Source organism: Streptomyces sp. NPDC021622 (assembly GCF_040640795.1).
Classification (GTDB): Bacteria; Actinomycetota; Actinomycetes; order Streptomycetales; family Streptomycetaceae; genus Streptomyces.
The window spans coordinates 298,210-321,730 of record NZ_JBFACK010000005.1 but is presented as its reverse complement, the minus strand read 5'-3'; the positions used below and the strand labels follow the sequence as shown (position 1 = coordinate 321,730).

Genomic DNA, 23,521 nt, shown 5'->3' with positions numbered 1-23,521 from the left:
ACCTCGGAACTTGGTCATTCGGAACTTGGCCATGGGGGTCACGGGGGAGGAGACAGCGCCATGCGGTCCATCGCTCCGTGGGCCCGCGCCTACATCCTGTGCGTCGCCCTGGGCGCCGCCGCCTGCGCCGCGCCCGCGCTGAGCGCGCGCACTCCGTGGGCCGCCGTCGCGCTGCTCGCCGCGCTCTGCGCCGGGTGCGAGCAGGTCTCGCGGTGCCGGGTCATCGGCCGCCGCGCGCCGGGCGGCCTCGGCACGTTCTTCCCGGTCCTGCTCGCCGCCGTGTTCCTGCTGCCGCCCGCCGGCGCGGCGCTCGTCGCGCTGCCGGGATCGCTGCTCGCCCGCGTGGAGCGGCGCCCCCGGTGGGTGCGCAGACTCTGGCGCGCCGCTCAACTCGCCCTCGCCGCCTGGGCGTCGGCCCGGGTGTACGGGGCGTGCGGCGGGCCCGCCGCGGTGGCCGCGGCCGATTTTCCGTACGCACTCGGGCCCGCGGCGGCCGCCGTCATCGCCTTCTCCGGCGTACTGACCGTCCTGGACGGCGGCATTCTGGCGACGGCGGAGCGGGTGCCGGTGCGGGCCGCGTGGCGGGGGCTCTTCCTGCGGTCGTTCGCGCCCGTCGCGGTGCACGGTCTTGCCGGGCTGATGATGGCCGTGCTGTGGCGCAGCCCCTACGGGCCGCTCGCCGCGCTGCTCGTGCTGCTTCCGATGGGCGTGTCCTGCTGGGTGTTCGCGCAGTACCACCGCGAGCGGGCCGCCCACCAGGCCACGATCCGGGCGCTCGTGCAGGCCGTCGACATCAAGGACCGGTACACCCGCGGGCACAGCGAGCGGGTGGGGCGGGCCTCCGTGATGATCGCCCGCGAGCTCGGCATGACGGACGAGCGGGTGGAGAGCCTGCGGTTCGCCGGGATCCTGCACGACGTCGGCAAACTCGGCGTGCCGACGCGGCTGTTGCGCAAGGACGGGCCGCTGACTCCCGAGGAGCGGCGGGTCATCGAGCTGCATCCCGAGTACGGACACGAGATGGTGCGCGGGATCGGGTTTCTCGGGGAGGCGCGGGCGGCGATCCTGCATCACCACGAGCGGATCGACGGGAGCGGGTATCCCTACGGGCTTGTGGGGCGGCAGATTCCGGAGTTTGCGCGGGTGGTGGCCGTTGCGGACGCGTTTGACGCCATGACGTCCACCAGGTCCTACCGGCGAGGGCGGCCTGTCGATGCCGCCCTCGCCGAGTTGTCCCGCTGCGCGGGGGCGCAGTTCGACCCCGTGATGGTTTCCGCGTTGCAGCGGGCGCTGGAGCGGTATGGGTGGAATCCGGAGGTGACTGCTGATGTCGCCGGGGGTGTGCCGTCTCCCCGGCGGGGGGCTTCCGGGGTTCCCGCGGCACCGGGTTCGGCAGCGCGGTGAGCGCCGCTTCGTCGGAACCCGGCAGTGGGGGTTGTGCCCACCCTTCCCCAAGCTCTCGGCTCCGCTCGAGCAGAGGAGGCCCCACTCGCCGTGCGGAACGCCTGCCCACAACGGTGACGGTCGTTGTTTACGGCGCCGCCGGTCTGCTCACCCTCATCGCCCTGGCCTTCACCCTCTGGCACGGCGTCACCGAAGGTGGCATCGCGCTTGCCTTCGGGGGGCTTGTCGCTGTGGGGGAGCTTGCCCGGTGGACGGCCGGGGGGAGTGATCGGGAGCCCGCGCCGCTCGGGGCCGCGGGGGCTCTTGCGTACGCGCTGCTCGGGGAGATCGGCGGGCGGGCCACGCATCACGGCGTGCTGCAGGTGATCGCCGTCGTGGTCGCCGCCGCGCTCGTCGGCGCCGTACCGCATGTGGCGCTCGGCAAGGGGCCCGCCCTTGACCACGTGGCCCGGCGGGTGCTGACCGTCGGGTTCGCGGCGGTGTGCTTCCAGCCGCTGTACAACTCGGGGAAGTTGGAGGAGTGGGTGGGCAAGGGGCCCGCCTTCGCCGCGTTCATCGTCGCGCTGCTCGCCCTGACAGCCCTCTGCGACGCCGTGCTCGCCGCGGCCATGGCGTACGCCCGCACGGGGTGGCCGTTCGGGCCGATCCTGCGGGACGAGTTGCGGGCCATGCTCGGCATCGGGTCCGCGGTGTGCGCGACGGGAGCCGTCATGGCGCTCGCGGTCGCCGTCGCGGGGCTCTGGGCGCTCCCCGTGTTCAGCCTCCCGCTGCTGCTCACCCAGCTGTCCTTCCGCCGGTACGCCGCCGTGCGGACCACGTATCGGCAGACCATCGCCTCGCTGGCCAGGGCCACCGAGATCGCCGGGTACACCCCGCCGGGCCACGCGCGCCGCGTCGCCGCGCTCAGCAGGGCCGTGGGGCGCGAGCTGGGGCTCCTGGAGCCGGACCTCGCCGTCCTCGAGCACGCGGCGCTGATGCACGACATCGGGCAGCTCTCCCTGCTCGACCCGGTGCCCGCGGGGGCGACGGCCGCCCTGCCGGAGGCGGAGCAGCGGCGCATCGCCCTGCTCGGGGGCGCCGTCGTGCGGCAGACGGGGGTGGACGGGGACGTTGCCGTGGTCGTGGAGCGGCAGGCGGATCCGTACCGCGATCAGCCGCTCACCGCCCGTATCGTGCGGACGGCGAACGCATACGACGAGATGGCGCGGGGAGAAGGGCCGGGAGGCCCGCTCAACGCCCTGGAGCGGCTGCGCCTCGCCACCGGCCACGACTATCAGCCGGAGGTCGTGGAAGCCCTGGCCAGGGTGCTCGCGAGGGGGAAATAGCCGTGTCCCACACGGGCCCGGAGCGGGCGGGCGTGACCGCGTGCCCGCTGGGTAACCCATGGGTAATGAGCGCCCGTCCGACCGTACGTGGTTGGATGCGAAGAGGCCCTCGAATACAGCAGGATCTCTGGAACTCGGTAACTGGCAGGCGGGAATCGTGAGGATCTTCGGCAAGGGACGGCACCGGCCCTCCGCCTCATGGCGGCAGGCCACCGACCGCGCCTTCACGCTGATCGGCGACGGGCGGTACGAGGACGCGGGCGCGCTCCTTACCCGCGCGGCGGATCTGGAGCCCTGGCTCTCGGAGTCCTGGTTCAATCTCGCGCTGCTCCACAAGTTCCGGCACGACTGGGAGCAGGCGCGGGCCGCCGGCCTGCGGGCCGTCGCGCTGCTCGACCGGTCCGCCGGCGCCCCCGACTGGTGGAACGTGGGGATCGCCGCCACCGCCCTCCAGGACTGGCCCCTTGCCCGCCGCGCCTGGCAGGCGTACGGGCTGCGCGTTCCGGGCGGTGTCGCCGCCTCCGGTGAGCCCACCGGCATGGACCTGGGCAGCGCCGCGGTGCGCCTTTCGCCCGAGGGCGAGGCCGAGGTGGTGTGGGGGCGCAGGCTCGACCCCGCGCGGATGGAGGTGCTCTCCATTCCGCTGCCGTCCTCCGGGCGCCGCTGGGGCGAGGTCGTGCTGCACGACGGCGTACCGCACGGCGAGCGCTCGACGGCGGCCGGGCACTCCTACCCGGTCTTCGACGAGATCGAGCTGTGGGCGCCCTCGCCGGTCCCCACCTGGGTGGTTCTCCTGGAGGCCGCCACCGAGGACGACCGGGACGCCCTGGAGAAGCTCGCCGCCGACGCGGGCTTCGCCGCCGAGGACTGGTCCTCGTCCGTACGGCTGCTCTGCCGGATGTGCTCCGAGAGCCGGATGCCGAGCGACGAGGGCGACGGCGAGCACCTGGACCCGCACGACCACAGCGAGCCCGGCCATCCCGGGCCGCTCGGCCACCGCAGCCCCGGCGCCCTGTGGGTGCCCGAGCGGGAGTGCGGCATCGCGGCGCCCGCCGCCCTGGTGCGCGGGCTGCTCGACGGCTGGGTCGCGGACAGCCCGGACTCCCGTGACTGGCGGGATCTGGAAGAGGTCTGCTGACCGGTGCCCGTAGGCTGTACGGGCACCATCTCTTGTGGGATCCCAGGAAGGCGTACGTCGGACAATGGCGCAGGACACTGAGCAGCAGGCCTCGGGCGGGGTGCTTCCCGTCGGCGACGAGGGCTTCGTCATCGACACGGAGGACTGCGAGGAGCGGGAGACGGCCTACCGCGAGCGGGGCACGGCACGGCCCATCACGGTCGTCGGCAACCCTGTGCTGCACAAGGAGTGCAAGGACGTCACCGCCTTCGACGACGAGCTCGCCAAGCTCGTCGACGACATGTTCGCCAGCCAGCGGACCGCCGAGGGCGTGGGCCTGGCCGCCAACCAGATCGGCGTGGACCTGAAGGTCTTCGTCTACGACTGCATGGACGACGAGGGCACGCGGCACGTGGGTGTCGTCTGCAACCCGGTCCTGCAGGAGCTGCCCGCCGACCGCCGTCAGCTGGACGAGTCGAACGAGGGCTGCCTCTCCGTCCCCACCGCGTACGCGGAGCTGGCACGCCCGGACTACGCCGAGGTGACCGGGCAGGACGAGAAGGGCAACCCGATCAAGGTGCGCGGCACGGGCTACTTCTCGCGCTGCCTGCAGCACGAGACGGACCACCTGTACGGCTACCTCTACATCGACCGCCTCTCCAAGCGGGACCGCAAGGACGCGCTGCGGCAGATGGAGGAGGGCACTCCGCGCTACCCCGTGGTGGCCAATGACTGACGCGCGCGACGCCTGAGAGGCGTGGGAACCGCGTGACACGAGCGGCCCCTGGCCGGGAACTCCCTCCCGGCCAGGGGCCGTTCGCATGGGCCGCTCGCGTGTGCGAGCAAATCCGGCTGCTCGTGATCCATATTCAGTCACATAAGGGGATTCTCTCGGCATTGGGGGGTAGTGAATGGCGCAAATCTGTTCCCTGAACGGTCAGTTGTGGTGCTGAATGGAAAGCGCGGGGATACGCAACGGCGCGCGCCCGGTACGGCGGGAGGGGCGTGCGTCACCAGGCGGCTGAGAGGGGTTTGTTCGTGTGTGCATATTCCGGAAGCACTTCACAGAAACAGCCATGCGCGAGGCCACACACGCAGAGGGTATCGGTACCACCGGCGCTGGCCGTTCCGTTGATCGAAGCAGCGTTTCCTCGCCGTCTGCACCCGTATTGGCCAAAGCTTCAGGAGAAGTCCAGGACCTGGCTGCTCGAAATGCGCCTGATGCCCCCGGACAAGGTCGAGCGGTACGCGGACAGCCTCTGCTACACCGATCTGGTGGCGGGCTACTACATTGGCGCGCCCGACGAGTTGCTCACCGCCATAGCAGACCTCAGCAGCTGGTTCTTCGCGTGGGACGACCGGCACGACCGGGACTCGGTGCACGGCAGGGCGGCCCAGTGGCGGCGGCTGTGCCGGGGCCTGCACGGCGCCCTCAACGACCCGGGGGAGTATCTGCACCACAGGGATCCGCTGGTCTCCGGCTTCGCGGACTGCGTGCTGCGGCTGTACGCGTTCCTGAGCCCCAGCTGGAACGCGCGGTTCGCCAGGCACTTCCACCCCGTGATCGAGGCGTACGACCAGGAGTTCAGGAACCGGCGCTGCGGGACGGTGCCGCCCGTCGAGGCGTACATTGAACTGCGCCGGCTGACGTTCGCGCACTGGGCGTGGATCGACCTCCTTGAGCCCACCGCGCGGTACGAACTGCCGCGGGCGATAAGGAAACATCCCGCATACCGGCGGGCGGCGCTTGCGACCCAGGATTTCTCCGCCTGGTACAACGACCTGTGCTCGCTCCCCAAAGAACTCGCGGGAGATGAACTGCACAATCTTGGGATCAGCCTCATCCAGCACGAGGGATTAACGCTCGAAGAGGCGGTGAGGGAAGTTCACAGGCGGGTGAGTCAGTGCGTCGCGGATTTCCTCGTGGCCGAGGAGGAAGTCCTGCTGCTCGCCGATAAATTGGCGGACGGGTCGGAAAAGGGGCGAGAGCTCGCGGAAGCCCTTGAATCATGCGTCTTCAATATGCGGAACTGGTTCTCGTCCGTCTATTGGTTCCACCATGAATCCGGCCGCTATCGCGTGGACAGCTGGGACGACAGGTCCATGCCTCCCTACGTCACGGAAAACCATCTGGTGGAAAACCCCATGGCCGAAAACGAACTGGTAGGTGAGGAATGAGCGTCGAATCCACGATACCCGCGCCCGCACCGTCAGGATCGGAGCCGCCGCTCGTCGGCGGCGGCGCACCGCTCATCGGTCACGCCTGGCACCTGATCCGCGACCCGCTCGGCTTCCTGGTCGCGCTGCGGGACCATGGTGATCTCGTACGCATCAGGCTGGGACCCAAGACGGCGTACGCGGTCTGCGATCCGGAGCTGGTCGGGCAGATGCTCAAGAGTCCGGAGTACATCGTCGGCGGACCGCTCTGGGACACCCTCGAAGTGCTCCTCGGCAAGGGCGTTGCGACCAGCAACGGCAAGCTGCACCGGCGTCAACGGCGCATGATGCAGCCCGCGTTCAGGCCCGAGCGGATCGCCGACTACGCCAAGGTGATGGAGGAGGAGGCGCGCGCCACGGCGGCGCGCTGGGACCACGGCCGTACGGTCGACATCAGCGCGGAGATGTTCCGCACCGCCGTGCGCATCGTCTCCCGCTCGCTCCTGGAGGTCGACTCGATCGGCGAGAAGGCGGACCGCATCGCCGATTCGCTGCACACCGTCTTCGAGGGGCTCTACCGGCGGATGATCCTCTCGGTCGGGCCGCTCTACCGCGTGCCGACCCAGGGCAACCGCCGTTTCCAGAACGCGCTCGACGATCTGCACGCGCTGGTCGACGAGATCATCGCCGAACGGCGGGCGACGGATTCGGGCCAGCAGGACCTGCTGGCCGAAATGCTTCGGGCGCGCGATGAAACGGGTCAGCCGCTCAGCGACCAGGAGGTCCACGACCATGTGGTCTCGCTTGTCGTCGCGGGCGCCGAGAATGTCGCGTCGACCCTGGCGTGGACGTTCCATCTGCTCACCGAACACCCGGAGCAGGAAAGGCGGTTGGTTGAAGAAGTAAATTCCGCCGCGCCGGGCCGGGAGATCACATTCGCGGACCTCAAGAACCTGCCGCACACCCGGAATGTCGTCACCGAGGCCATGCGTATACGACCTGCCGCCTGGATATTCACGCGCAGGTCCGTAGCCGAAACGAACCTCGGCGGCTACCGCATTCCGGCCGACACCGACATCGTGTACAGCGTGTACGCGATGCAGCGCGATCCGCGTTCCTTCGAGCGGCATCTGGAGTTCGACCCGGACCGCTGGAATCCGGAACGCGCAGGTGACGTACCGGAGTTCGCGATGATGCCGTTCAGCGTCGGTAACCGAAAGTGCCCGGGTGACCACTTCTCGTTGGCCGAACTCGTCATCATCCTGGCGACGGTGGCCCCGAGGTGGCACCTCTCGCGCGTCCCGGAGACCGACACCGGCACGAAGATCGGCATCACGCTGCATCCGAAGCGTCTGGTGCTTCGCGCCGAGCGGCGCTGACCGCCGGTCCGCGGAAGGTGCGGCGGTAGGCGTTCGGCGTGGTGCCGAGCGCCCGCAGGAACTGGTGGCGCATCGCCGCGGCGTTGCCGAAACCGGCACGCCCGGCGATCGCGTCCACCGTCTCGTCCGAACCCTCCAGCAACTCCTGTGCAAGCAGCACCCGTTGGCGAAGCAGCCAGCGGTAGGGCGTGGTGCCCGTCTCCTGCTGGAAGCGGCGCGCGAAGGTGCGCGGCGACATATGGGCGCGCTCGGCGAGCCGCTCGACGGTGATCTCCGTGTCGAGGTGGCGCTCCATCCAGGCGAGCACCCCGCCGACGGTGTCGCACGCCGTGCGCGGCAGCGGCCGCGCCACGAACTGCGCCTGGCCGCCGTCGCGATGGGGCGGTACGACCATGCGCCGGGCGATGGCGTTGGCGACCTCGGTGCCGTGTTCCTGGCGCACGATGTGCAGACAGGCGTCGATCCCGGCGGCGGTCCCCGCCGATGTGACGACGGAACCCTCGTCCACGTACAGCACATCGGGCTCGACGCGCGCCCGGGGGTAGCGCACCGCGAGCTCCGTGGAGTGCTGCCAGTGCACGGCGCAGCGCCGCCCGTCGAGCAGTCCCGCGGCGCCGAGCACGAAGACGCCGGAGCAGACGGACAGGACGCGGGCGCCGCGGTCCACCGCGCGGCGCAGCGCGGCGAGCAGATCCTCGGGATAGTCGCGGCCCACGAACGACTGTCCGGCCGGCACGGCGATGAGGTCGGCCTCCTCCAGGCGGTCGAGGCCGTACGGCGTGGTGATCGAGAACCCCGCGTGGTTGCTCAGCACCCCGCTCTCCGCGGCGACCACCGCGAAGTCGTACACGGGAAGCCCCTCGTCGCTCCGGTCGAGGCCGAACACCTCGCAGACGACGCCGAGTTCAAAGGGATTGACGCCGTCGAGCAGCACGACGGCCACGTTTTTCAGTGTCGCAGCCTTCAGCATGCTGCCAGTGTGCCGCGACCTTGGCAGTAAGTCGACGGTGTGTGGCAGTCCTGCCACTCACGCCCGTGTCCGGCACGCACGACAGTGAGGACATGAACACATTCCTCGGATACGTGACCGTCCTGACCGTCTTCCTCCTGCTGGCCGCACCCGCGCTGGTCGGGTACGTCCACGACCGCCGGATCGACCGCGAACTGCGTGAGGCCCCCCGTGCCCCACGCAGCCCGCGGCAGTCTGATGTCCTAGAACTCGTCGTCGAAGGAGACCGAGCCCTCGACGGCGACCTGGTAGGCCGAAGGGCGCCGCTCGAAGAAGTTGGTCAGCTCCTGGACACCCTGAAGTTCCATGAACGAGAACGGGTTTGACGAGCCGTAGACGGGCGCGAAGCCGAGCCGCTGCAGCCGCTGGTCGGCGACGCACTGCAGGTACTCGCGCATCGAGTCGGTGTTCATGCCCGGCAGGCCGTCACCGCACAGGTCGCGCGCGAACTGCAGCTCGGCCTCGACGGCCTCCTTGAGCATGTCCGTGACCTGCGTCTGCAGCGCGTCGTCGAAGAGCTCCGGCTCCTCCTTGCGGACGGTGTCCACGACGTCGAAGGCGAAGCTCATGTGCATCGTCTCGTCGCGGAACACCCAGTTGGTGCCGGTCGCAAGGCCGTGCAGCAGACCCCGCGAGCGGAACCAGTAGACGTACGCGAAGGCACCGTAGAAGAAGAGGCCCTCGATGCACGCGGCGAAGCAGATCAGGTTCAGCAGGAAGCGACGCCGGTCGGCCTTGCTCTCCAGGCGGTCCATCTTCTCGACGGAGTCCATCCACTTGAAGCAGAACTCGGCCTTCTCGCGGATGGAGGGGATCTCCTCGACCGCGTCGAACGCGGCGGCGCGGTCGTCCGGGTCGGGCAGATAGGTGTCGAGCAGCGTCAGATAGAACTGGACGTGCACGGCCTCCTCGAAGAGCTGACGGCTCAAGTACAGCCGTGCCTCGGGGGAGTTGATGTGCTTGTAGAGCGTGAGCACCAGGTTGTTGGAGACGATCGAGTCGCCCGTCGCGAAGAACGCGACAAGACGGCCGATCATGTGCTGCTCGCCCGGCGAGAGCTTGGCGAGGTCGGCGACGTCCGAGTGGAGGTCGACCTCCTCCACGGTCCAGGTGTTCTTGATCGCGTCCCGGTAGCGCTCGTAGAAGTCCGGGTAGCGCATGGGACGCAGGGTCAGCTCGAAGCCCGGGTCGAGGAGGTTCTTCTCGCTGTTGGTCGTGGAGCTCATTACTGGCAGGCCTCGCAGGACTCGGGGTTTTCCAGGGAGCAGGCGACGGCTTCTTCGGCCGTGACCTGGGCGGGTACGGGGGCGGTCGCGGTGGCGTTCGAGCCGCCGGCCGCGCGGGCGATGCGCGTGGCGGGGCGCGAGCGCAGGTAGTACGTCGTCTTCAGGCCCGACTGCCAGGCGTACGCGTACATCGAGGAGAGCTTGCCGATGGTCGGCGTCTCCAGGAACAGGTTCAGGGACTGCGCCTGGTCGAGGAACGGCGTGCGCGCGGCGGCCATGTCGATCAGGCCGCGCTGCGGGATCTCCCACGCCGTGCGGTACAGCGCACGGACGTCGGCCGGGATCCAACTGAAGCCCTGCACCGAGCCGTTGGCCTCGCGCAGCGCCTCACGGGTCTGCGCGTCCCACACGCCGAGCCGCTTCAGCTCCTCCACCAGGTAGGCGTTGACCTGGAGGAACTCGCCGGACAGCGTCTCGCGCTTGAAGAGGTTGGAGACCTGCGGCTCGATGCACTCGTAGACGCCCGCGATGGACGCGATGGTGGCGGTCGGCGCGATGGCGAGAAGCAGCGAGTTGCGCATGCCGGTCGCGGCGATACGTTCCCGCAGTGCCGCCCAGCGCTCCGGCCAGGTCAGCTCGACGCCGTAGTGGTCGGGGTGCAGCACGCCGCGCGCGGTGCGGGTCTTCTCCCAGGCCGGGAGCGGCCCGTTGCGCTCGGCGAGGTCGGCGGACGCCTCGTACGCGGCGAGCATGATCCGCTCGGCGATGCGCGTCGAAAGGGCGCGCGCCTCGGGGGAGTCGAAGGGCAGCTTCAGCTGGAAGAAGACGTCCTGCAGACCCATGGCGCCCAGGCCCACGGGCCGCCACTTGGCATTCGAACGGCCCGCCTGCTCGGTCGGGTAGAAGTTGATGTCGACGACACGGTCGAGGAAGGTGACGGCCGTGCGGACGGTCTCGTCGAGCCGCTCCCAGTCGATGTCGTCGCCGGACGGCAGGACGAAGGCGCCGAGGTTCACCGAGCCGAGGTTGCAGACCGCCGTCTCGCCGTCGTCCGTCACCTCCAGGATCTCCGTGCAGAGGTTCGAGGAGTGCACCGTGTGGCCGGGCTCCGCCGTCTGGTTGGCGGTGCGGTTGGCGGCGTCCTTGAACGTCATCCAGCCGTTGCCGGTCTGCGCGAGGGTGCGCATCATGCGGCCGTACAGGTCGCGGGCCGGGATGGTCTTCTTGGCGAGCCCGGCGGCCTCGGCCCTGCGGTACGCGGCGTCGAACTCCTCGCCCCACAGGTCGACGAGCTCGGGCACGTCGGCCGGCGAGAACAGCGACCAGTCCTGGTCGGAGGCGACCCGGCGCATGAACTCGTCCGGGATCCAGTGCGCGAGGTTGAGGTTGTGCGTACGCCGCTGGTCCTCACCCGTGTTGTCGCGCAGCTCCAGGAACTCCTCGATGTCGGAGTGCCACGTCTCCAGGTAGACCGCGGCGGCGCCCTTGCGGCGGCCGCCCTGGTTCACGGCGGCGACGGAGGCGTCCAGGGTCTTCAGGAACGGCACGATGCCGTTGGAGTGCCCGTTCGTGCCGCGGATCAGCGAACCGCGGGAGCGGATGCGGGAGTACGAGAGGCCGATGCCGCCCGCGTGCTTGGAGAGGCGCGCGACCTGGTGGTAGCGGTCGTAGATGGAGTCCAGCTCGTCCAGCGGGGAGTCGAGGAGGTAGCAGGAGGACATCTGCGGGTGGCGGGTGCCGGAGTTGAAGAGCGTCGGCGAGGACGGCAGGTAGTCCAGGCGGCTCATCAGGCGGTACAGGGCGGCGACTTCGTCCACCGAGCGCGCGCTGCCGTCCTCGGCCAGGCCGCTCGCGACGCGCAGCATGAAGTGCTGCGGGGTCTCGATGACATGCCGGGTGATGGGGTGCCGCAGGAGATAGCGGCTGTGCAGGGTGCGCAGGCCGAAGTAGCCGAAACGGAAGTCGGCGCCGTCCGCGAGCGCGGAGTCCACGAGACCGTCGAGGCGCGCCGCGTGGTCGACCACGAACGCGGCGGTGCGGTCCGCGATCAGGCCCTCGCGGTGACCGACCGCGACCGAGTCGGAGAAGGAGCGCACGCCCTGCGACGCGGCCTCCTCACGGATGCTGATGCTCAGCAGCCTGGCCGCCAGCTTCGAGTACGCGGGGTCCTCGGAGATGAGCCCCGCGGCCGCCTCGGTGGCCAGCTCCCGCAGCTCCGACACGTCCGCCTTGGCCGAGCGGCCGCGCAGCGCGGCGGCGGCGACTCTGCCGGGGTCGGCGTCGGGGAGGTCGGCGGTGAGGTCGGTCAGGGTACGCAGCAGCGCGGTGCCTGGGCCGTCGGCGGTCTGCTGACCGTCGGTGGTCTGCGCTGACGCAGGTTCGGCTGGCGCGATGGTCACGTGGAGCACTCCCTCGCTCGGCTCAGAGCCTTGCGGAGGGGGAGGGGACACACGGGCGCCGCCCCGGGCAGGGCTGGGCTCCGCGTCCACCAGCCCATTCCACGAGGCCCGGACGTCGTCGGCACCCGGACCGGACGGAACGGGTGCGCTGTCGACAGGTCTTCGGACTCGTGGGTACGACAAATGCGTACTCATACACCGTTGCGGGACAGTTCCGGACTTGCACCGGATTCCCCTGCGGCGACAGCGAGCACGAGCATACATCTTGTGCTGGCTCTGCGCGGCAGCCCCACATCTTGTGTCGGCATGGGTATCCCCTAGGGTGGCGGCCGAACTGATCGTCGAACAGGGGGAGTCGCTGTGCGGGGACGGGGCGCGGGCTGTGCGGCGGTACTGGTGATGGTGCTCACCGGGTGCGGGGGCGACGGGGGTACGGCCGATGCGAAGGCCACTTCGACCCCGAAGCCGAGCACGGCTCCCGGTGTCGACGGCGAGGTCGATGCCGCCAAGGTTTTCACTGATGCCGAGCTGAAGGCGGCGCTGCTTCCGGCGAAGGCGGTCGGCCCGAAGGCCGAGGCGCTCAACGCAAGCGTGGGGCGCTTCAACCAGCACTACGGGGGCGGCGACTGGAGCGCCTGCGAGCGCGGCGGCAAGGCGAGAGTGGAGCTATTCGAGATGCGGGGGAGCAGCGCAGGACACATGATTCGCGGCTTCCCCGGGGCGATGGCCGACGAGGGGGATCCGTTCGTCACCCAGAGCCTGGTGTCGATGCCGGTCGGGCAGGCCGGGCGGCACGTGGAACTGCGCAGGCAGCTCCACAAAGTGTGCCCCAGCGTCACCGTCGACACCGAGGCGGCCCCGGTCGCGGAGCATCACATACTCGAGGATCTGCCGGACCTCGGCGACGAGGCGATCCTGGAGACCACGCGGACCACGGGCGGCGACGAATACGACGGCGAGACTCCGCACTACAAGGCCGAGGTGCGGGTCGGCGGTGTGCTCGTCCTGGTGGACGCGGGCTCCGACAAGGATCTGACGATCTCCTCGGCGGCCCAGGCGGCGGCACGGGTCCGCACGGAGCTGTACAAGGCCTCGTAAGGCCCCGCGCACGACGACGGGCCGCCGGATGAGGAATCCGGCGGCCCGCATGACGTACGTACAAGAAGGCTCAGTGCCCGCCCGGCGCTCCCGCCGTCGCCTCCTCCGTCGCCTTCGGCAGCTCCCGCACGACGCCCGGGTCGCCCGCGTCCGCCGTGTAGTCCTCCGGAGAGGTCTCGTCGATGCCGTCAGGGGCCTTCATGGCGCGCAGGACGAACGTCATGACCACGGTGACCACCGCGTTCAGGACGAACGCCGTGAGGCCGATGTAGCCGATCTCGCCGATGCCGGGGATCTCGTCCGACGAGCCGCCGAAGTGCTTCTGCGTCGGAGAGGCGACGCCGTACGCCGCGGCCGTGCCGTAGATCATGCCGACCGCCCAGCCCGCGAGCAGCGCCCAGCGGTGGAACCACCGGGTGAACAGGCCGCCGACCAGCGCGGGCATGGTCTGCAGGATCCAGATGCCGCCCAGGAGCTGGAAGTTGATCGCGACGGTCTTGTCCATGGTGAGGACGAAGGCGAGCGCGCCGACCTTCACCAGGAGCGAGACGAGCTTGGAGACCTTGGTCTCCTGCGCGGGCGTCGCGTCCGGCCTGATGAAGTCCTTGTAGATGTTCCTCGTGAAGAGATTCGCGGCCGCGATCGACATGATCGCCGCCGGGACGAGCGCGCCGATGCCGATCGCGGCGAAGGCGACGCCGGTGAACCAGTCGGGGAACATGTTCTCGAACAGCTGCGGGATCGCCAGCTGGCCGTTCTCGACCTTGACCCCGGCCGCGATCGCCATGAAGCCGAGCAGCGCGAGCAGGCCCAGCATCAGCGAATAGAGCGGCAGGATCGTGGTGTTGCGGCGGATCACGTCGCGGCTCTTGGAGGAGAGCGTCGCCGTGATCGAGTGCGGGTACATGAAGAGCGCGAGCGCGGAGCCGAGGGCCAGGGTCGCGTACGTCCACTGTCCTGGCTCACCCGGCGCGAGACCCGCGACGGGCTTGCCCGCCGCCTCGTTCGTCGCCGAGAACTTGTCGCCCGCCGCCTGGAAGATCTCGTCGAAGCCGCCCAGCTTGATCGGGATGTAGATGATTGCGACGGCGATGACGAGATAGATCAGGCCGTCCTTCACGAACGCGATCAGGGCGGGGGCCCGCAGACCCGACGAGTATGTGTACGCGGCGAGCACCGCGAAGGCGATGAGCAGCGGCAGGTCCTTGATGAACCAGTTGGTGTCCGGACCGCCGCCGACGCCCATGACGTCAAGGACGGCCTGGATGCCGACCAGTTGGAGCGCGATGTACGGCATCGTGGCGAGGATGCCGGTGACCGCGACGGCAAGGGAGAGTCCCTTCGAGCCGAAGCGCCCGCGCACGAAGTCCGAGGTCGTCACGTATCCGTGCTTGTGCGACACCGACCACAGGCGCGGCAGGAAGGTGAAGATCAGCGGGTAGACGAGGATCGTGTACGGAACGGCGAAGAAGCCGGCCGCGCCCGCCGCGTAGATCGCCGCGGGGACGGCGACGAACGTGTACGCCGTGTACAGGTCGCCGCCGAGCAGGAACCACGTGACCCAGGTGCCGAACGACCGTCCGCCCAGGCCCCATTCGTCCAGGCTCTGCTCGTTCTCGGCCTTGCGCCAGCGCGCGGCCATGAAGCCCATCACGGTGACGGCGATGAAGAAGAAGATGAAGACGCCGAGTGCGACGCCGTTCACGCCACCTGTTCCAGAAGCGAGTGTCGTCACTGGCCGGCACCCCCTTGGACCTGCTCGGTCTTGCGGGCGCGCTGGTCACGCTGCCACAGCTTGTACGCGATCATCGTGAGGAGGGTGGATATGAGCACCCACAGCATTTGGTACCAGTAGAAGAACGGGATGCCGATGAAGGTCGGTTCGATCTTCGCGTAGGAACTCACCCAGAGCATCGCCACGAACGGCGCGACGAGACAGAGGGCAATGACCACGCGGACCGGCGTGATCACCGGTCTGCTCACTTCAGGCGCATCTGACACATCTGACACTTCGCGGCTCCGCTCCCTCGCTTATCCCACCTTTAACGTGCGGGAAATCTAAGCGAGAGTCTTGATCTATGGAACCCCCGTCCGGATAACGGACGGGTCGATGTGCCTGCTCAGCGCCTGTTGAGTGCCTGCTCAGCAGCAGCGGAACCCCTGCCGTGGGTCCGACTCCTGTTGGTCCGTCCGCATTCGCTCGAACTCCCTCCGGGAGGGGACGGATGCCCCTGGATGCGTCTTCCGCGTGTGCGTCACATACCGGTCGTACGCGGACTCGTCGGTCAACTCCCGTGCGTACCAGCGCATCCAGCGAAGCCCGCGAAGCACCCAGGTCATGGGGTGAGCTCCTGTTCCTTCCTGAGCTGCTCTTCCTTCTCCTCGGGCGTCGCGATCAGGCCGGCCGGGGCCGTCAACTTCGACTCCACGTACGGAGCCTCACTCAGCCGCGAGGCCTCCGGATTGCGGACGTGTCTGACGCAGACCCGCGCCGCGTCCAGGATCACGATGACGATGAGCAGGGCGAGGGCCGCCGTAATGACGCCGTCCACCGTGGAGTTGGTGACGACGGTGTGCATGTCGTCCATGTTCTTGGCGGGCGGCAGGACCTTGCCCGCGTCGATGGCGTCCTGGTAGTTCGAGCGCTGCTGGAAGAAGCCGACGCGCGGGTCGCTGGAGAACACCTTCTGCCAGCTCGCGGTGAGCGTCACCGTCGCGTCCCAGGCGAGCGGAATCCCGGTGATCCAGGCCCACTTGAGGCGCCCGGACTTCACGAGCAGGGTCGTGCAGACGGCGAGGGCGACCGCGGCGAGCAGCTGGTTGGCGATGCCGAAGATCGGGAAGAGCTGGTTGATCCCGCCGAGCGGCTCGTGCACGCCCACCCACAGGAAGTAGCCCCACAGGCCGGTGACGACCGCGCTCGTGATGATGAGCCCGGGCTTCCAACTGACGTTCTTGAAGGGCTTGTATACGTTCCCGAGCATGTCCTGGAGCATGAAGCGGCCCACGCGCGTGCCCGCGTCGAGCGCGGTCAGGATGAACAGCGCCTCAAACATGATCGCGAAGTGGTACCAGAAGGCCCGCATCGAGCCCCCGGTGACCTTCGAGAAGATCTCGGAGACACCGATCGCAAGGGTCGGGGCGCCGCCCGTGCGCGAGAGCAGCGAGGACTCCTCGACGTTCTTGGCGGCCTGCGCCAAGTCCTCGGGGGAGATGGTGTATCCGAGGTTCGCGACGGCCTGGGACGCGGCCTGGACGTTGTCCCCGATGACGCCCGCGGGCGCGTTCATCGCGAAGTACAGACCGGGGTCGATGATGCTCGCCGCGACGAGCGCCATGACCGCGACGGACGACTCCATCAGCATGGAGCCGTAGCCGATCATCCGGACCTGCGGCTCCTTCTGGATCATCTTCGGCGTGGTGCCCGACGAGATCAGCGCGTGGAAGCCGGACAGCGCCCCGCAGGCGATGGTGATGAAGACGAAGGGGAAGAGCGAGCCCGCGAAGACCGGGCCGTCGCCGCGCGACGCGAAGTCGGTCACCGGGTCCATCTTCAGTGTCGGCAGGGTGACGATGACGCCGACCGCGAGCAGCAGGATCGTACCGATCTTCATGAACGTGGAGAGATAGTCGCGGGGCGCGAGCAGCATCCACACCGGCAGGATCGAGGCGATGAAGCCGTACGCCACCAGCCAGATGACCAGCGTCGAGGGCGCAAGCGTGAAGGTGTCCGCGAGCGAGGACTCGGCGACCCAGCGGCCCGCGACGAGCGCGACCAGCAGCAGCGCGATCCCGATGAGGGAGACCTCGCTGACCCGGCCGGGGCGAAGCACCCGCAGGTAGAAGCCCATGAGCAGCGCGATCGGGATCGTCATCGCGATGGAGAACGTGCCCCACGGCGACTCGGCGAGGGCGTTCACGATGACAAGCGCGAGCACCCCGAGCAGGATGATCATGATGGCGAACGCGGCGAGCAGCGCGGCGGCCCCGCCGAACGGACCGATCTCCTCGCGCGCCATCTGGCCAAGCGACTTGCCGTCACGCCGGGTGGAGAAGAAGAGGACGACCATGTCCTGCACGGCGCCCGCGAAAATCACCCCGACGATGATCCAGATGGTGCCCGGCAGATAGCCCATCTGCGCCGCGAGCACCGGCCCGACCAGCGGCCCCGCGCCCGCGATCGCCGCGAAGTGGTGGCCGAGCAGGACGCGCCGGTCGGTCGGGTGGAAGTCGATGCCGTTGTCCAGGCGTTCTGCCGGAGTGGCCCGGTTCTTGTCGACCTTGAGGACTTTGTACGCGATGAATTTGGAGTAGAAGCGGTACGCGATGGCGTACGAGCCGAGGGCCGCCGCCACCATCCAGGCGGCCGACACCTCCTCGTCGCGCGCCAGCGCGAGCACGGTCCAGCCCGAGGCGCCCACCAGCGCGACGAGTGTCCAGATGACAAGGGATCGAGGATTTGCTCTGCGCACCGGGTCGTCCTCCCGTTCATCATGCGATGACGGAAGGAACGTAGAACAGCGAAGTGATCCGCGCCAGACCTCGGACGGGTGCCGTACGCGAGGGCGGTGAGTCAGTCCGTGGGCCGTTTGAGGCGGGCCACGAACTTGTACCGGTCGCCGCGGTAGACCGAGCGCACCCATTCCACCGGTTTTCCGCCGCCGTCGAGGGAGTGCCGGGAGAGCAGCAGCATCGGCAGGCCGACGTCCGTGCCGAGCAGGCCCGCCTCGCGCGGCGTTGCGAGGGAGGTCTCGATGGTCTCCTCGGCCTCCGCGAGATGGACGTCGTACACCTCGGCCAAGGCCGTGTAGAGGGAGGTGTACTTGACCAGCGAGCGGCGCAGCGCCGGGAAGCGCTTGGCCGACAGATGGGTGGTCTCGATGGCCATCGCCTCGCCGTTGGCCAGGCGCAGCCGCTCGATCCTGAGGACACGGCCGCCGGTGCTGATGTCGAGCAGCCCTGCGAGCGTGTCGTCGGCGGTGATGTAGCCGATGTCCAGGAGCTGCGAGGTCGGTTCGAGGCCCTGGGCACGCATGTCCTCGGTGTACGAGGTGAGTTGCAGCGCCTGGGAGACCTTGGGCTTGGCGACGAAGGTGCCCTTGCCCTGGATCCGCTCCAGGCGGCCCTCGACGACCAGCTCCTGCAGGGCCTGGCGCACGGTGGTGCGCGAGGTGTCGAACTCGGCGGCCAGCGTGCGCTCCGGCGGGACGGGGGTGCCGGGCGGCAGGGTCTCCGTCATGTCGAGCAAGTGGCGCTTCAGGCGGTAGTACTTGGGCACGCGTGCGGTGCGGCCGACGCTCGGGGCCCCGTCCACGTCGGTTCCTGTGCTCCCCGCCTCGGTGCCCATGGCCCGCCTTCCTGCTGCCGTCACCGGCTCCTCCGTCTGTCGCGGCTCACATCGTGGCACGTACCGGGCTGAGCAGGATGTGCCCGCTCAGGTGTCGGTCCGATAACGGACCTGACAGCCCTTCTTATACACCCTTGACACCCCTAAAGGTCTAGGCCAAGCTCCCCGTACTGGTCTACACCATTAAAGACCAGGTTCCAGTCCCACGGGCAGATCTCGGTCCATTTGGTCGCTGCGGGTGGGGGGTTGACTGGCATCCCTTGAGGAGGGTGACGTGAAGCGCAAGCTCATAGCGGCCATCGGTGTCGCGGGCATGTTGGTCTCGATCGCGGCGTGTGGCGGCGACGACGGTGACAAGAAGTCCGGCGGAGCCGACGGCTTCAAGGGTGAGACGCTGACGCTCTGGGCGATGGACGGTTCGACGCCGGAGAAGTGGCAGAAGGACGTCACCGCCGCCTTCGAGAAGAAGACCGGCGCGAAGCTGAAGTTCGAAGTCCAGCAGTGGAACGGCATCCAGCAGAAGCTGACCACCGCCCTCTCCGAGGAGAACCCGCCGGACGTCTTCGAGATCGGCAACACCCAGACCGCCGCGTACGCCAAGACCGGTGGCCTCGCCGAGCTCGGCGACCTCAAGGAAGGGCTCGGCGCCGACTGGACCGAGTCGATCAACAAGTCGTCCGTCGTGGACGGCAAGCAGTACGCCGCCCCCTGGTTCGTCCTCAACCGCGTCGTCATCTACAACAAGAAGGTCTGGGCCGACGCCGGCATCAAGGACACCCCCAAGACCCGCGCCGAGTTCCTCAAGGACCTCAAGGCGATCGAGTCCAAGACGGACGCCGAGCCGATCTACATGCCCGGCCAGAACTGGTACCACTTCGTCGGCCTGACCATCGGCGAGGGCGCCGAACTGGTCAAGAAGGACGGCGACAAGTACGTCTCCAACCTCACCGACCCCAAGGTCGCCAAGGCCATGAAGACGTACAAGGAGTTCGCGGACCTCTCCAAGGCCCCCAAGAACAAGGACGAGGCCACCCCGCAGCAGGCCGAGGTCTTCGCCAAGGGCAAGACCGGCGCCTTCGTCGGCATGAGCTGGGAGGCCGCCACCGCGATCAAGGCCAACCCGAAGATCGAGAAGGACATCGGCTACTTCACGATCCCCGGCGCCACCGCGGACAAGCCCGAGGGCGTCTTCCTCGGCGGCTCCAACCTCGCCGTCGCCGCGACCAGCGAGAAGCAGGAGCTCGCCAAGGAGTTCCTGAAGATCGCCCTGTCCGACAAGTTCGAGGGCGCGCTCGCCAAGGAAGGCGGCGTCATCCCGAACAAGCAGGCTCTGGAGGCCCAGCTCAAGGGCAATCCCGCAGCCGAGGCCATGGCCCCCGCCACCGCCGGCGGCGGCACGACCCCGCTGATCCCGGAGTGGGCCGCGGTGGAGAACCCGCCGAACCCGATCAAGAACTACATGACCGCGGTCCTGAACGGTAAGTCCAACGACGAGGCCGCCGAGCAGGTCGAGGGCGAGCTCAACAAGCGCCTGTCGCAGAAGCAGTAAGGACGCGCTCCCGCCGGGGACTTCGGGCCCGGGGTGTCAGCACCCCCGGGCCCGATGCCCCGGCACAGCGCTGCGTTCCGCGATGCCCACGAAAGCGCCGCGTTCCGCGATGCCCACGAAAGAGATGGCGAGCATGACCGTGCAGACCGAACGGCCGCCCTCAGGCCCGACGGACGTCGTGAAAACGGACGGACGGCCGGGAGACACCGGCAAGCCCCGCGAGCGGGCCCGGTCGCTCGCGCCCTACCTGCTACTGCTTCCCGCGATCGCGGCCACGCTCGTGTTCCTCGGCTGGCCCCTGGTCAACAACGGGATCCTGTCGTTCCAGAACCTCAACATGAGGCAGTTCATCCTCCACCTCACGGAGTGGAACGGGATCGACAACTTCAAGGAGGTCCTCACCGGCGAGGACTTCTGGCGGGTCACAGGACGCTCGATCGCGTTCACCGCGGTCAACGTCGTACTGATCATGCTGCTCGGCACCTTGGTGGGCCTGCTGCTCGCACGGCTCGGCAAGCGAATGCGGACGCTGCTCCTGGTCGGACTCGTGCTCGCCTGGGCGATGCCGATCATCGCGTCGACGACCGTCTACCAGTGGCTGTTCGCGACGCGCTTCGGCGTCGTCAACTGGGTCCTGGACAAGGCCGGCTGGCACTCGATGGCCGATTTCGACTGGATGGGCAGCCAGTACTCCACGTTCTTCGTGGTCATCGTCCTGATCGTCTGGCAGTCGATCCCCTTCGTGGCGATCAACCTGTACGCCGCGACGACGACGATCCCCAAGGAGCTCTACGAAGCCGCGTCACTGGACGGCGCCGGCGCGTGGAAGCGCTTCACGAACGTCACGCTGCCGTACATGAAGCCCTTCCTCTACGCGACGACCTTCCTGGAGATCATCTGGGTCTTCAAGGCGTTCGCGCAGGTCTTCGCGCTCAACGAGGGCGGCCCCGACCGGCTCACCGAGATCCTGCCCGTCTACGCCTATATCGAGGGCATGGGCAACCAGCACTTCGGCATGGGTGCGGCGATCGCGCTGCTCACCATCGTCATCCTGCTGGCCCTGACCTCCTTCTACCTGCGGATCGTGCTCAAGCAAGAGGAGGACGAGCTGTGACGCGCAACGCTTCGTCTCGGCGGCTCCGCCGCATCTGGCCCAACGCGGTGGCGGTCGTACTCTTCATCGGCTTCGTCTTCCCCGTGTACTGGATGTTCGCCACGGCCTTCAAGCCGACCGGCGACATCATCAGCGAGGACCCGGTGTGGTTCCCGACCGACGCGACGTTCGAGCACTTCAAGACGGCCGTCGAGGCCGACCACTTCTGGACGATGGTCGGCAACTCCCTCACCGTCACCGTCCTCGCCGTGCTCTTCTCGCTGATCATCGGCCTCGCGTCGGCGTTCGCACTCGCCCGGATGCGCTTCAAGGGGCGGCGCGGCTTCATCATCGGCTTCATGCTGGCCCAGATGGCGCCCTGGGAAGTCATGGTCATCGCCATCTACATGATCGTGCGCGACGCCGACATGCTGAACAGCCTCGTCCCGCTCACCCTCTTCTACATGGTGATGATCCTGCCCTTCACGCTCCTGACACTGCGCGGCTTCGTCGCCGCCGTGCCGCGCGAGCTCGAGGAGTCGGCGATGGTCGACGGCTGTTCACGGATGCAGGCGTTCCGCCGGGTGATCCTGCCGCTGCTCGCGCCGGGCCTGATGTCGACCTCGCTCTTCGGCTTCATCACGGCCTGGAACGAATTCCCGCTGGTCCTTGTCCTCAACAAGGAGGCGGAGGCCAAGACGCTGCCGGTGTGGCTCTCCGGCTTCCAGACCGCCTTCGGCGACGACTGGGGTGCCACCATGGCCGCCGCCTCGCTCTTCGCCATCCCGATCCTGGTCCTCTTCGTCTTCCTGCAGCGCAGGGCCGTCAGCGGTCTGACCGACGGCGCCGTGAAGGGATAACACGCCATATGTCGACACTCATTCGCCCCACCGACACCCTCACCCGGGACGCCCTGACCGTCCTGCAGCCGGGGTTCGTCGGCACCAGCGCACCGGACTGGCTGCTCCGCCGCATCGGCGAAGGCCTCGCCTCCGTCGGCCTGTTCGGCCGCAACATCGCGTCGCCCGCCCAACTGGCGGCGCTCACCGCCCAGTTGCGGGCCGAACGTGACGACGTCCTGGTCGCCATCGACGAGGAGGGCGGTGACGTGACCCGCCTGGAGGTCCGCTCCGGCTCCTCCTTCCCGGGCAACCACGCGCTCGGCGCGGTCGACGACACGGCACTGACGCGTGACGTGGCGGCCGAGCTGGGCCGCCGGCTCGCCGCGTGCGGCGTCAACCTCAACTGGGCACCCTCGGCGGACGTCAACTCCAACCCGGACAACCCGGTCATCGGCGTACGCTCCTTCGGCGCCGACCCGCTTCTGGTGGCCCGGCACACCGCCGCCTACGTGGAGGGCCTGCAGTCCGCCGGCGTCGCCGCCTGCACCAAGCACTTCCCCGGGCACGGCGACACGGCGGTCGACTCACACCACGACGTGCCGCGCATCGGAGTCGACCCCGAGGTGCTCCGGGCCCGAGACCTCGCCCCGTTCCGCGCGGCGATCGCCGCGGGCACGCGGGCCGTGATGAGCGCGCACATCCTGGTCCCTTCGCTCGACCCCGAGTACCCGGCAACGCTCTCGCACCGCATCCTGACCGGCGTACTGCGCGAGGAACTGAACTACGACGGCCTGATCGTCACGGACGGCATGGAGATGCAGGCCATCTCCGCGACGTACGGGATCGAGCGGGGCAGTGTCCTCGCCATCGCCGCGGGCGCCGACGCGATCTGCGTGGGCGGCGGCCTCGCGGACGACGAGACGGTACTTCGCCTGCGGGACGCGCTGGTGGGGGCCGTCCACCGGGGCGAACTCTCCGAGGAACGCCTCGCCGACGCGGCCGCCCGCGTCCGTGCGCTGGCCCACTGGACCTCGGTGTCGGGCGCGGCCGACCGTTCGGGGGGCGCGCCCGACACCGAGATCGGCCTGGTCGCGGCCCGCCGCGCCCTGACCGTCACCCGCGGCGATTCCTGCACCGCCCCGCTCACCGAAGCTCCGTACGTCGCCGCCTTCACGCCGATGGCCAACATCGCGGTGGGCGACGAGACCCCGTGGGGCGTGGCGGCGGAACTGGAACGCCTGCTCCCGGGAACGCAGACGGGCAGCTTCACCGGCCCGGACGCGGGCGCGCTGGCGCTGGCCGAGGCGGGGGAGCGGCGGATCGTGGCGGTGGTCCGCGACGCCCATCGCCACGCGTGGATGGCGTCGGCCCTGAACACCCTGCTGGCATCCCGCCCCGACACAGTGGTGGTCGAAATGGGCGTCCCCCAGTCCCGCCCACAGGGCTCCCTCCACATCGCAACGCATGGCGCGGCGAGGGTCTGCGGTTTGGCGGCGGCGGAGGTAATTACGGGGGCCTAGACGGCGCCCCGAAGGGGCGCGGGGAACTGCGCGCTCAGCCCCAGCGCACTCGCAGA

At 68.9% G+C, this 23,521-nt stretch carries 19 protein-coding genes and 1 riboswitch; of the genes, 11 read left to right on the top strand and 8 right to left on the bottom strand.

Annotated features, from left to right (window positions below):
* Positions 1 to 60 precede the first annotated feature (60 nt).
* The 6 genes from AB0G47_RS12285 (at position 61) to AB0G47_RS12260 (ending at position 7,382) form a co-directional block, all read left to right on the top strand.
* Entirely contained in the window at positions 61 to 1,404 is a 1,344-nt protein-coding gene (locus AB0G47_RS12285) for an HD-GYP domain-containing protein (protein WP_360767555.1), read from the top strand.
* Between the two features lie 113 nt (positions 1,405 to 1,517).
* Positions 1,518 to 2,729 carry an HD domain-containing protein gene (locus tag AB0G47_RS12280; protein WP_360767552.1) on the top strand — a complete coding sequence of 404 codons (1,212 nt, stop codon included), beginning with the start codon at positions 1,518 to 1,520 and terminating at the stop codon, positions 2,727 to 2,729.
* Between the two features lie 157 nt (positions 2,730 to 2,886).
* Positions 2,887 to 3,867, top strand: coding sequence for a hypothetical protein (locus AB0G47_RS12275; protein ID WP_360767549.1), 981 nt, complete (start codon positions 2,887 to 2,889; stop codon positions 3,865 to 3,867).
* A gap of 64 nt (positions 3,868 to 3,931) precedes the next feature.
* The gene (def, locus tag AB0G47_RS12270) at positions 3,932 to 4,582 is read left to right on the top strand and encodes a peptide deformylase (protein ID WP_266870643.1); all 651 of its coding nucleotides are present in this window, start codon (positions 3,932 to 3,934) and stop codon (positions 4,580 to 4,582) included.
* A gap of 269 nt (positions 4,583 to 4,851) precedes the next feature.
* A complete protein-coding gene (cyc1, locus tag AB0G47_RS12265; protein WP_360767546.1) occupies positions 4,852 to 6,024 on the top strand; it encodes an epi-isozizaene synthase in 1,173 nt (390 codons plus the stop codon).
* On the top strand, positions 6,021 to 7,382 hold the full coding sequence (locus AB0G47_RS12260) for a cytochrome P450 (protein WP_360767543.1): 1,362 nt from the start codon (positions 6,021 to 6,023) through the stop codon (positions 7,380 to 7,382). The genes cyc1 and AB0G47_RS12260 overlap by 4 nt, the downstream gene beginning before the upstream one ends.
* On the opposite strand, the gene AB0G47_RS12255 is transcribed toward AB0G47_RS12260, so the two are convergent.
* The 3 genes from AB0G47_RS12255 to AB0G47_RS12245 form a co-directional block, all read right to left on the bottom strand.
* Positions 7,336 to 8,352 (bottom strand): helix-turn-helix domain-containing protein, encoded by a 1,017-nt coding sequence (locus AB0G47_RS12255; RefSeq protein ID WP_360767541.1) that lies wholly within the window; start codon positions 8,350 to 8,352, stop codon positions 7,336 to 7,338. The two genes, AB0G47_RS12260 and AB0G47_RS12255, sit on opposite strands and share 47 nt — an antisense overlap.
* A 242-nt stretch (positions 8,353 to 8,594) precedes the next feature.
* Positions 8,595 to 9,617: a ribonucleotide-diphosphate reductase subunit beta gene (locus AB0G47_RS12250; protein WP_360767538.1), complete on the bottom strand. Its 1,023-nt coding sequence runs from the start codon at positions 9,615 to 9,617 to the stop codon at positions 8,595 to 8,597.
* The gene (locus tag AB0G47_RS12245) at positions 9,617 to 12,016 is read right to left on the bottom strand and encodes a ribonucleoside-diphosphate reductase subunit alpha (protein WP_360767536.1); all 2,400 of its coding nucleotides are present in this window, start codon (positions 12,014 to 12,016) and stop codon (positions 9,617 to 9,619) included. The genes AB0G47_RS12250 and AB0G47_RS12245 overlap by 1 nt, the downstream gene beginning before the upstream one ends.
* Before the next feature lie 157 nt (positions 12,017 to 12,173).
* Positions 12,174 to 12,251: riboswitch (cobalamin riboswitch) on the bottom strand.
* Positions 12,252 to 12,376: 125 nt separating this feature from the next.
* Between AB0G47_RS12245 and AB0G47_RS12240 the strand changes: the two genes are divergently transcribed.
* The gene (locus AB0G47_RS12240) at positions 12,377 to 13,114 is read left to right on the top strand and encodes a hypothetical protein (RefSeq protein ID WP_360767533.1); all 738 of its coding nucleotides are present in this window, start codon (positions 12,377 to 12,379) and stop codon (positions 13,112 to 13,114) included.
* A gap of 70 nt (positions 13,115 to 13,184) precedes the next feature.
* On the opposite strand, the gene mctP is transcribed toward AB0G47_RS12240, so the two are convergent.
* The 5 genes from mctP to AB0G47_RS12215 all read right to left on the bottom strand — a co-directional run bounded on the left by mctP (position 13,185) and on the right by AB0G47_RS12215 (position 18,461).
* The gene (gene mctP, locus AB0G47_RS12235; RefSeq protein ID WP_360768011.1) at positions 13,185 to 14,765 is read right to left on the bottom strand and encodes a monocarboxylate uptake permease MctP; all 1,581 of its coding nucleotides are present in this window, start codon (positions 14,763 to 14,765) and stop codon (positions 13,185 to 13,187) included.
* Positions 14,766 to 14,845: 80 nt separating this feature from the next.
* The gene (locus tag AB0G47_RS12230) at positions 14,846 to 15,115 is read right to left on the bottom strand and encodes a DUF3311 domain-containing protein (protein ID WP_266870651.1); all 270 of its coding nucleotides are present in this window, start codon (positions 15,113 to 15,115) and stop codon (positions 14,846 to 14,848) included.
* A gap of 141 nt (positions 15,116 to 15,256) precedes the next feature.
* Positions 15,257 to 15,454, bottom strand: a complete 198-nt coding sequence (locus tag AB0G47_RS12225; RefSeq protein WP_360767530.1) for a YbdD/YjiX family protein — start codon at positions 15,452 to 15,454, stop codon at positions 15,257 to 15,259.
* Positions 15,451 to 17,586, bottom strand: coding sequence for a carbon starvation CstA family protein (locus AB0G47_RS12220; RefSeq protein WP_360767527.1), 2,136 nt, complete (start codon positions 17,584 to 17,586; stop codon positions 15,451 to 15,453). Before AB0G47_RS12220 ends, AB0G47_RS12225 begins: the two co-directional genes overlap by 4 nt.
* A gap of 101 nt (positions 17,587 to 17,687) precedes the next feature.
* Positions 17,688 to 18,461, bottom strand: coding sequence for a GntR family transcriptional regulator (locus AB0G47_RS12215; RefSeq protein WP_266873115.1), 774 nt, complete (start codon positions 18,459 to 18,461; stop codon positions 17,688 to 17,690).
* A 274-nt stretch (positions 18,462 to 18,735) separates the two neighbouring features.
* Between AB0G47_RS12215 and AB0G47_RS12210 the strand changes: the two genes are divergently transcribed.
* The 4 genes from AB0G47_RS12210 (at position 18,736) to AB0G47_RS12195 (ending at position 23,465) form a co-directional block, all read left to right on the top strand.
* The gene (locus AB0G47_RS12210) at positions 18,736 to 20,010 is read left to right on the top strand and encodes an extracellular solute-binding protein (RefSeq protein WP_360767524.1); all 1,275 of its coding nucleotides are present in this window, start codon (positions 18,736 to 18,738) and stop codon (positions 20,008 to 20,010) included.
* 133 nt (positions 20,011 to 20,143) lie between these two features.
* Positions 20,144 to 21,124: a sugar ABC transporter permease gene (locus AB0G47_RS12205; RefSeq protein ID WP_360767521.1), complete on the top strand. Its 981-nt coding sequence runs from the start codon at positions 20,144 to 20,146 to the stop codon at positions 21,122 to 21,124.
* A gap of 32 nt (positions 21,125 to 21,156) precedes the next feature.
* A complete protein-coding gene (locus AB0G47_RS12200) occupies positions 21,157 to 21,963 on the top strand; it encodes a carbohydrate ABC transporter permease (RefSeq protein WP_266873116.1) in 807 nt (268 codons plus the stop codon).
* Positions 21,964 to 21,971: 8 nt separating this feature from the next.
* A complete protein-coding gene (locus AB0G47_RS12195; RefSeq protein WP_360767518.1) occupies positions 21,972 to 23,465 on the top strand; it encodes a glycoside hydrolase family 3 protein in 1,494 nt (497 codons plus the stop codon).
* Positions 23,466 to 23,521 lie beyond the last annotated feature (56 nt).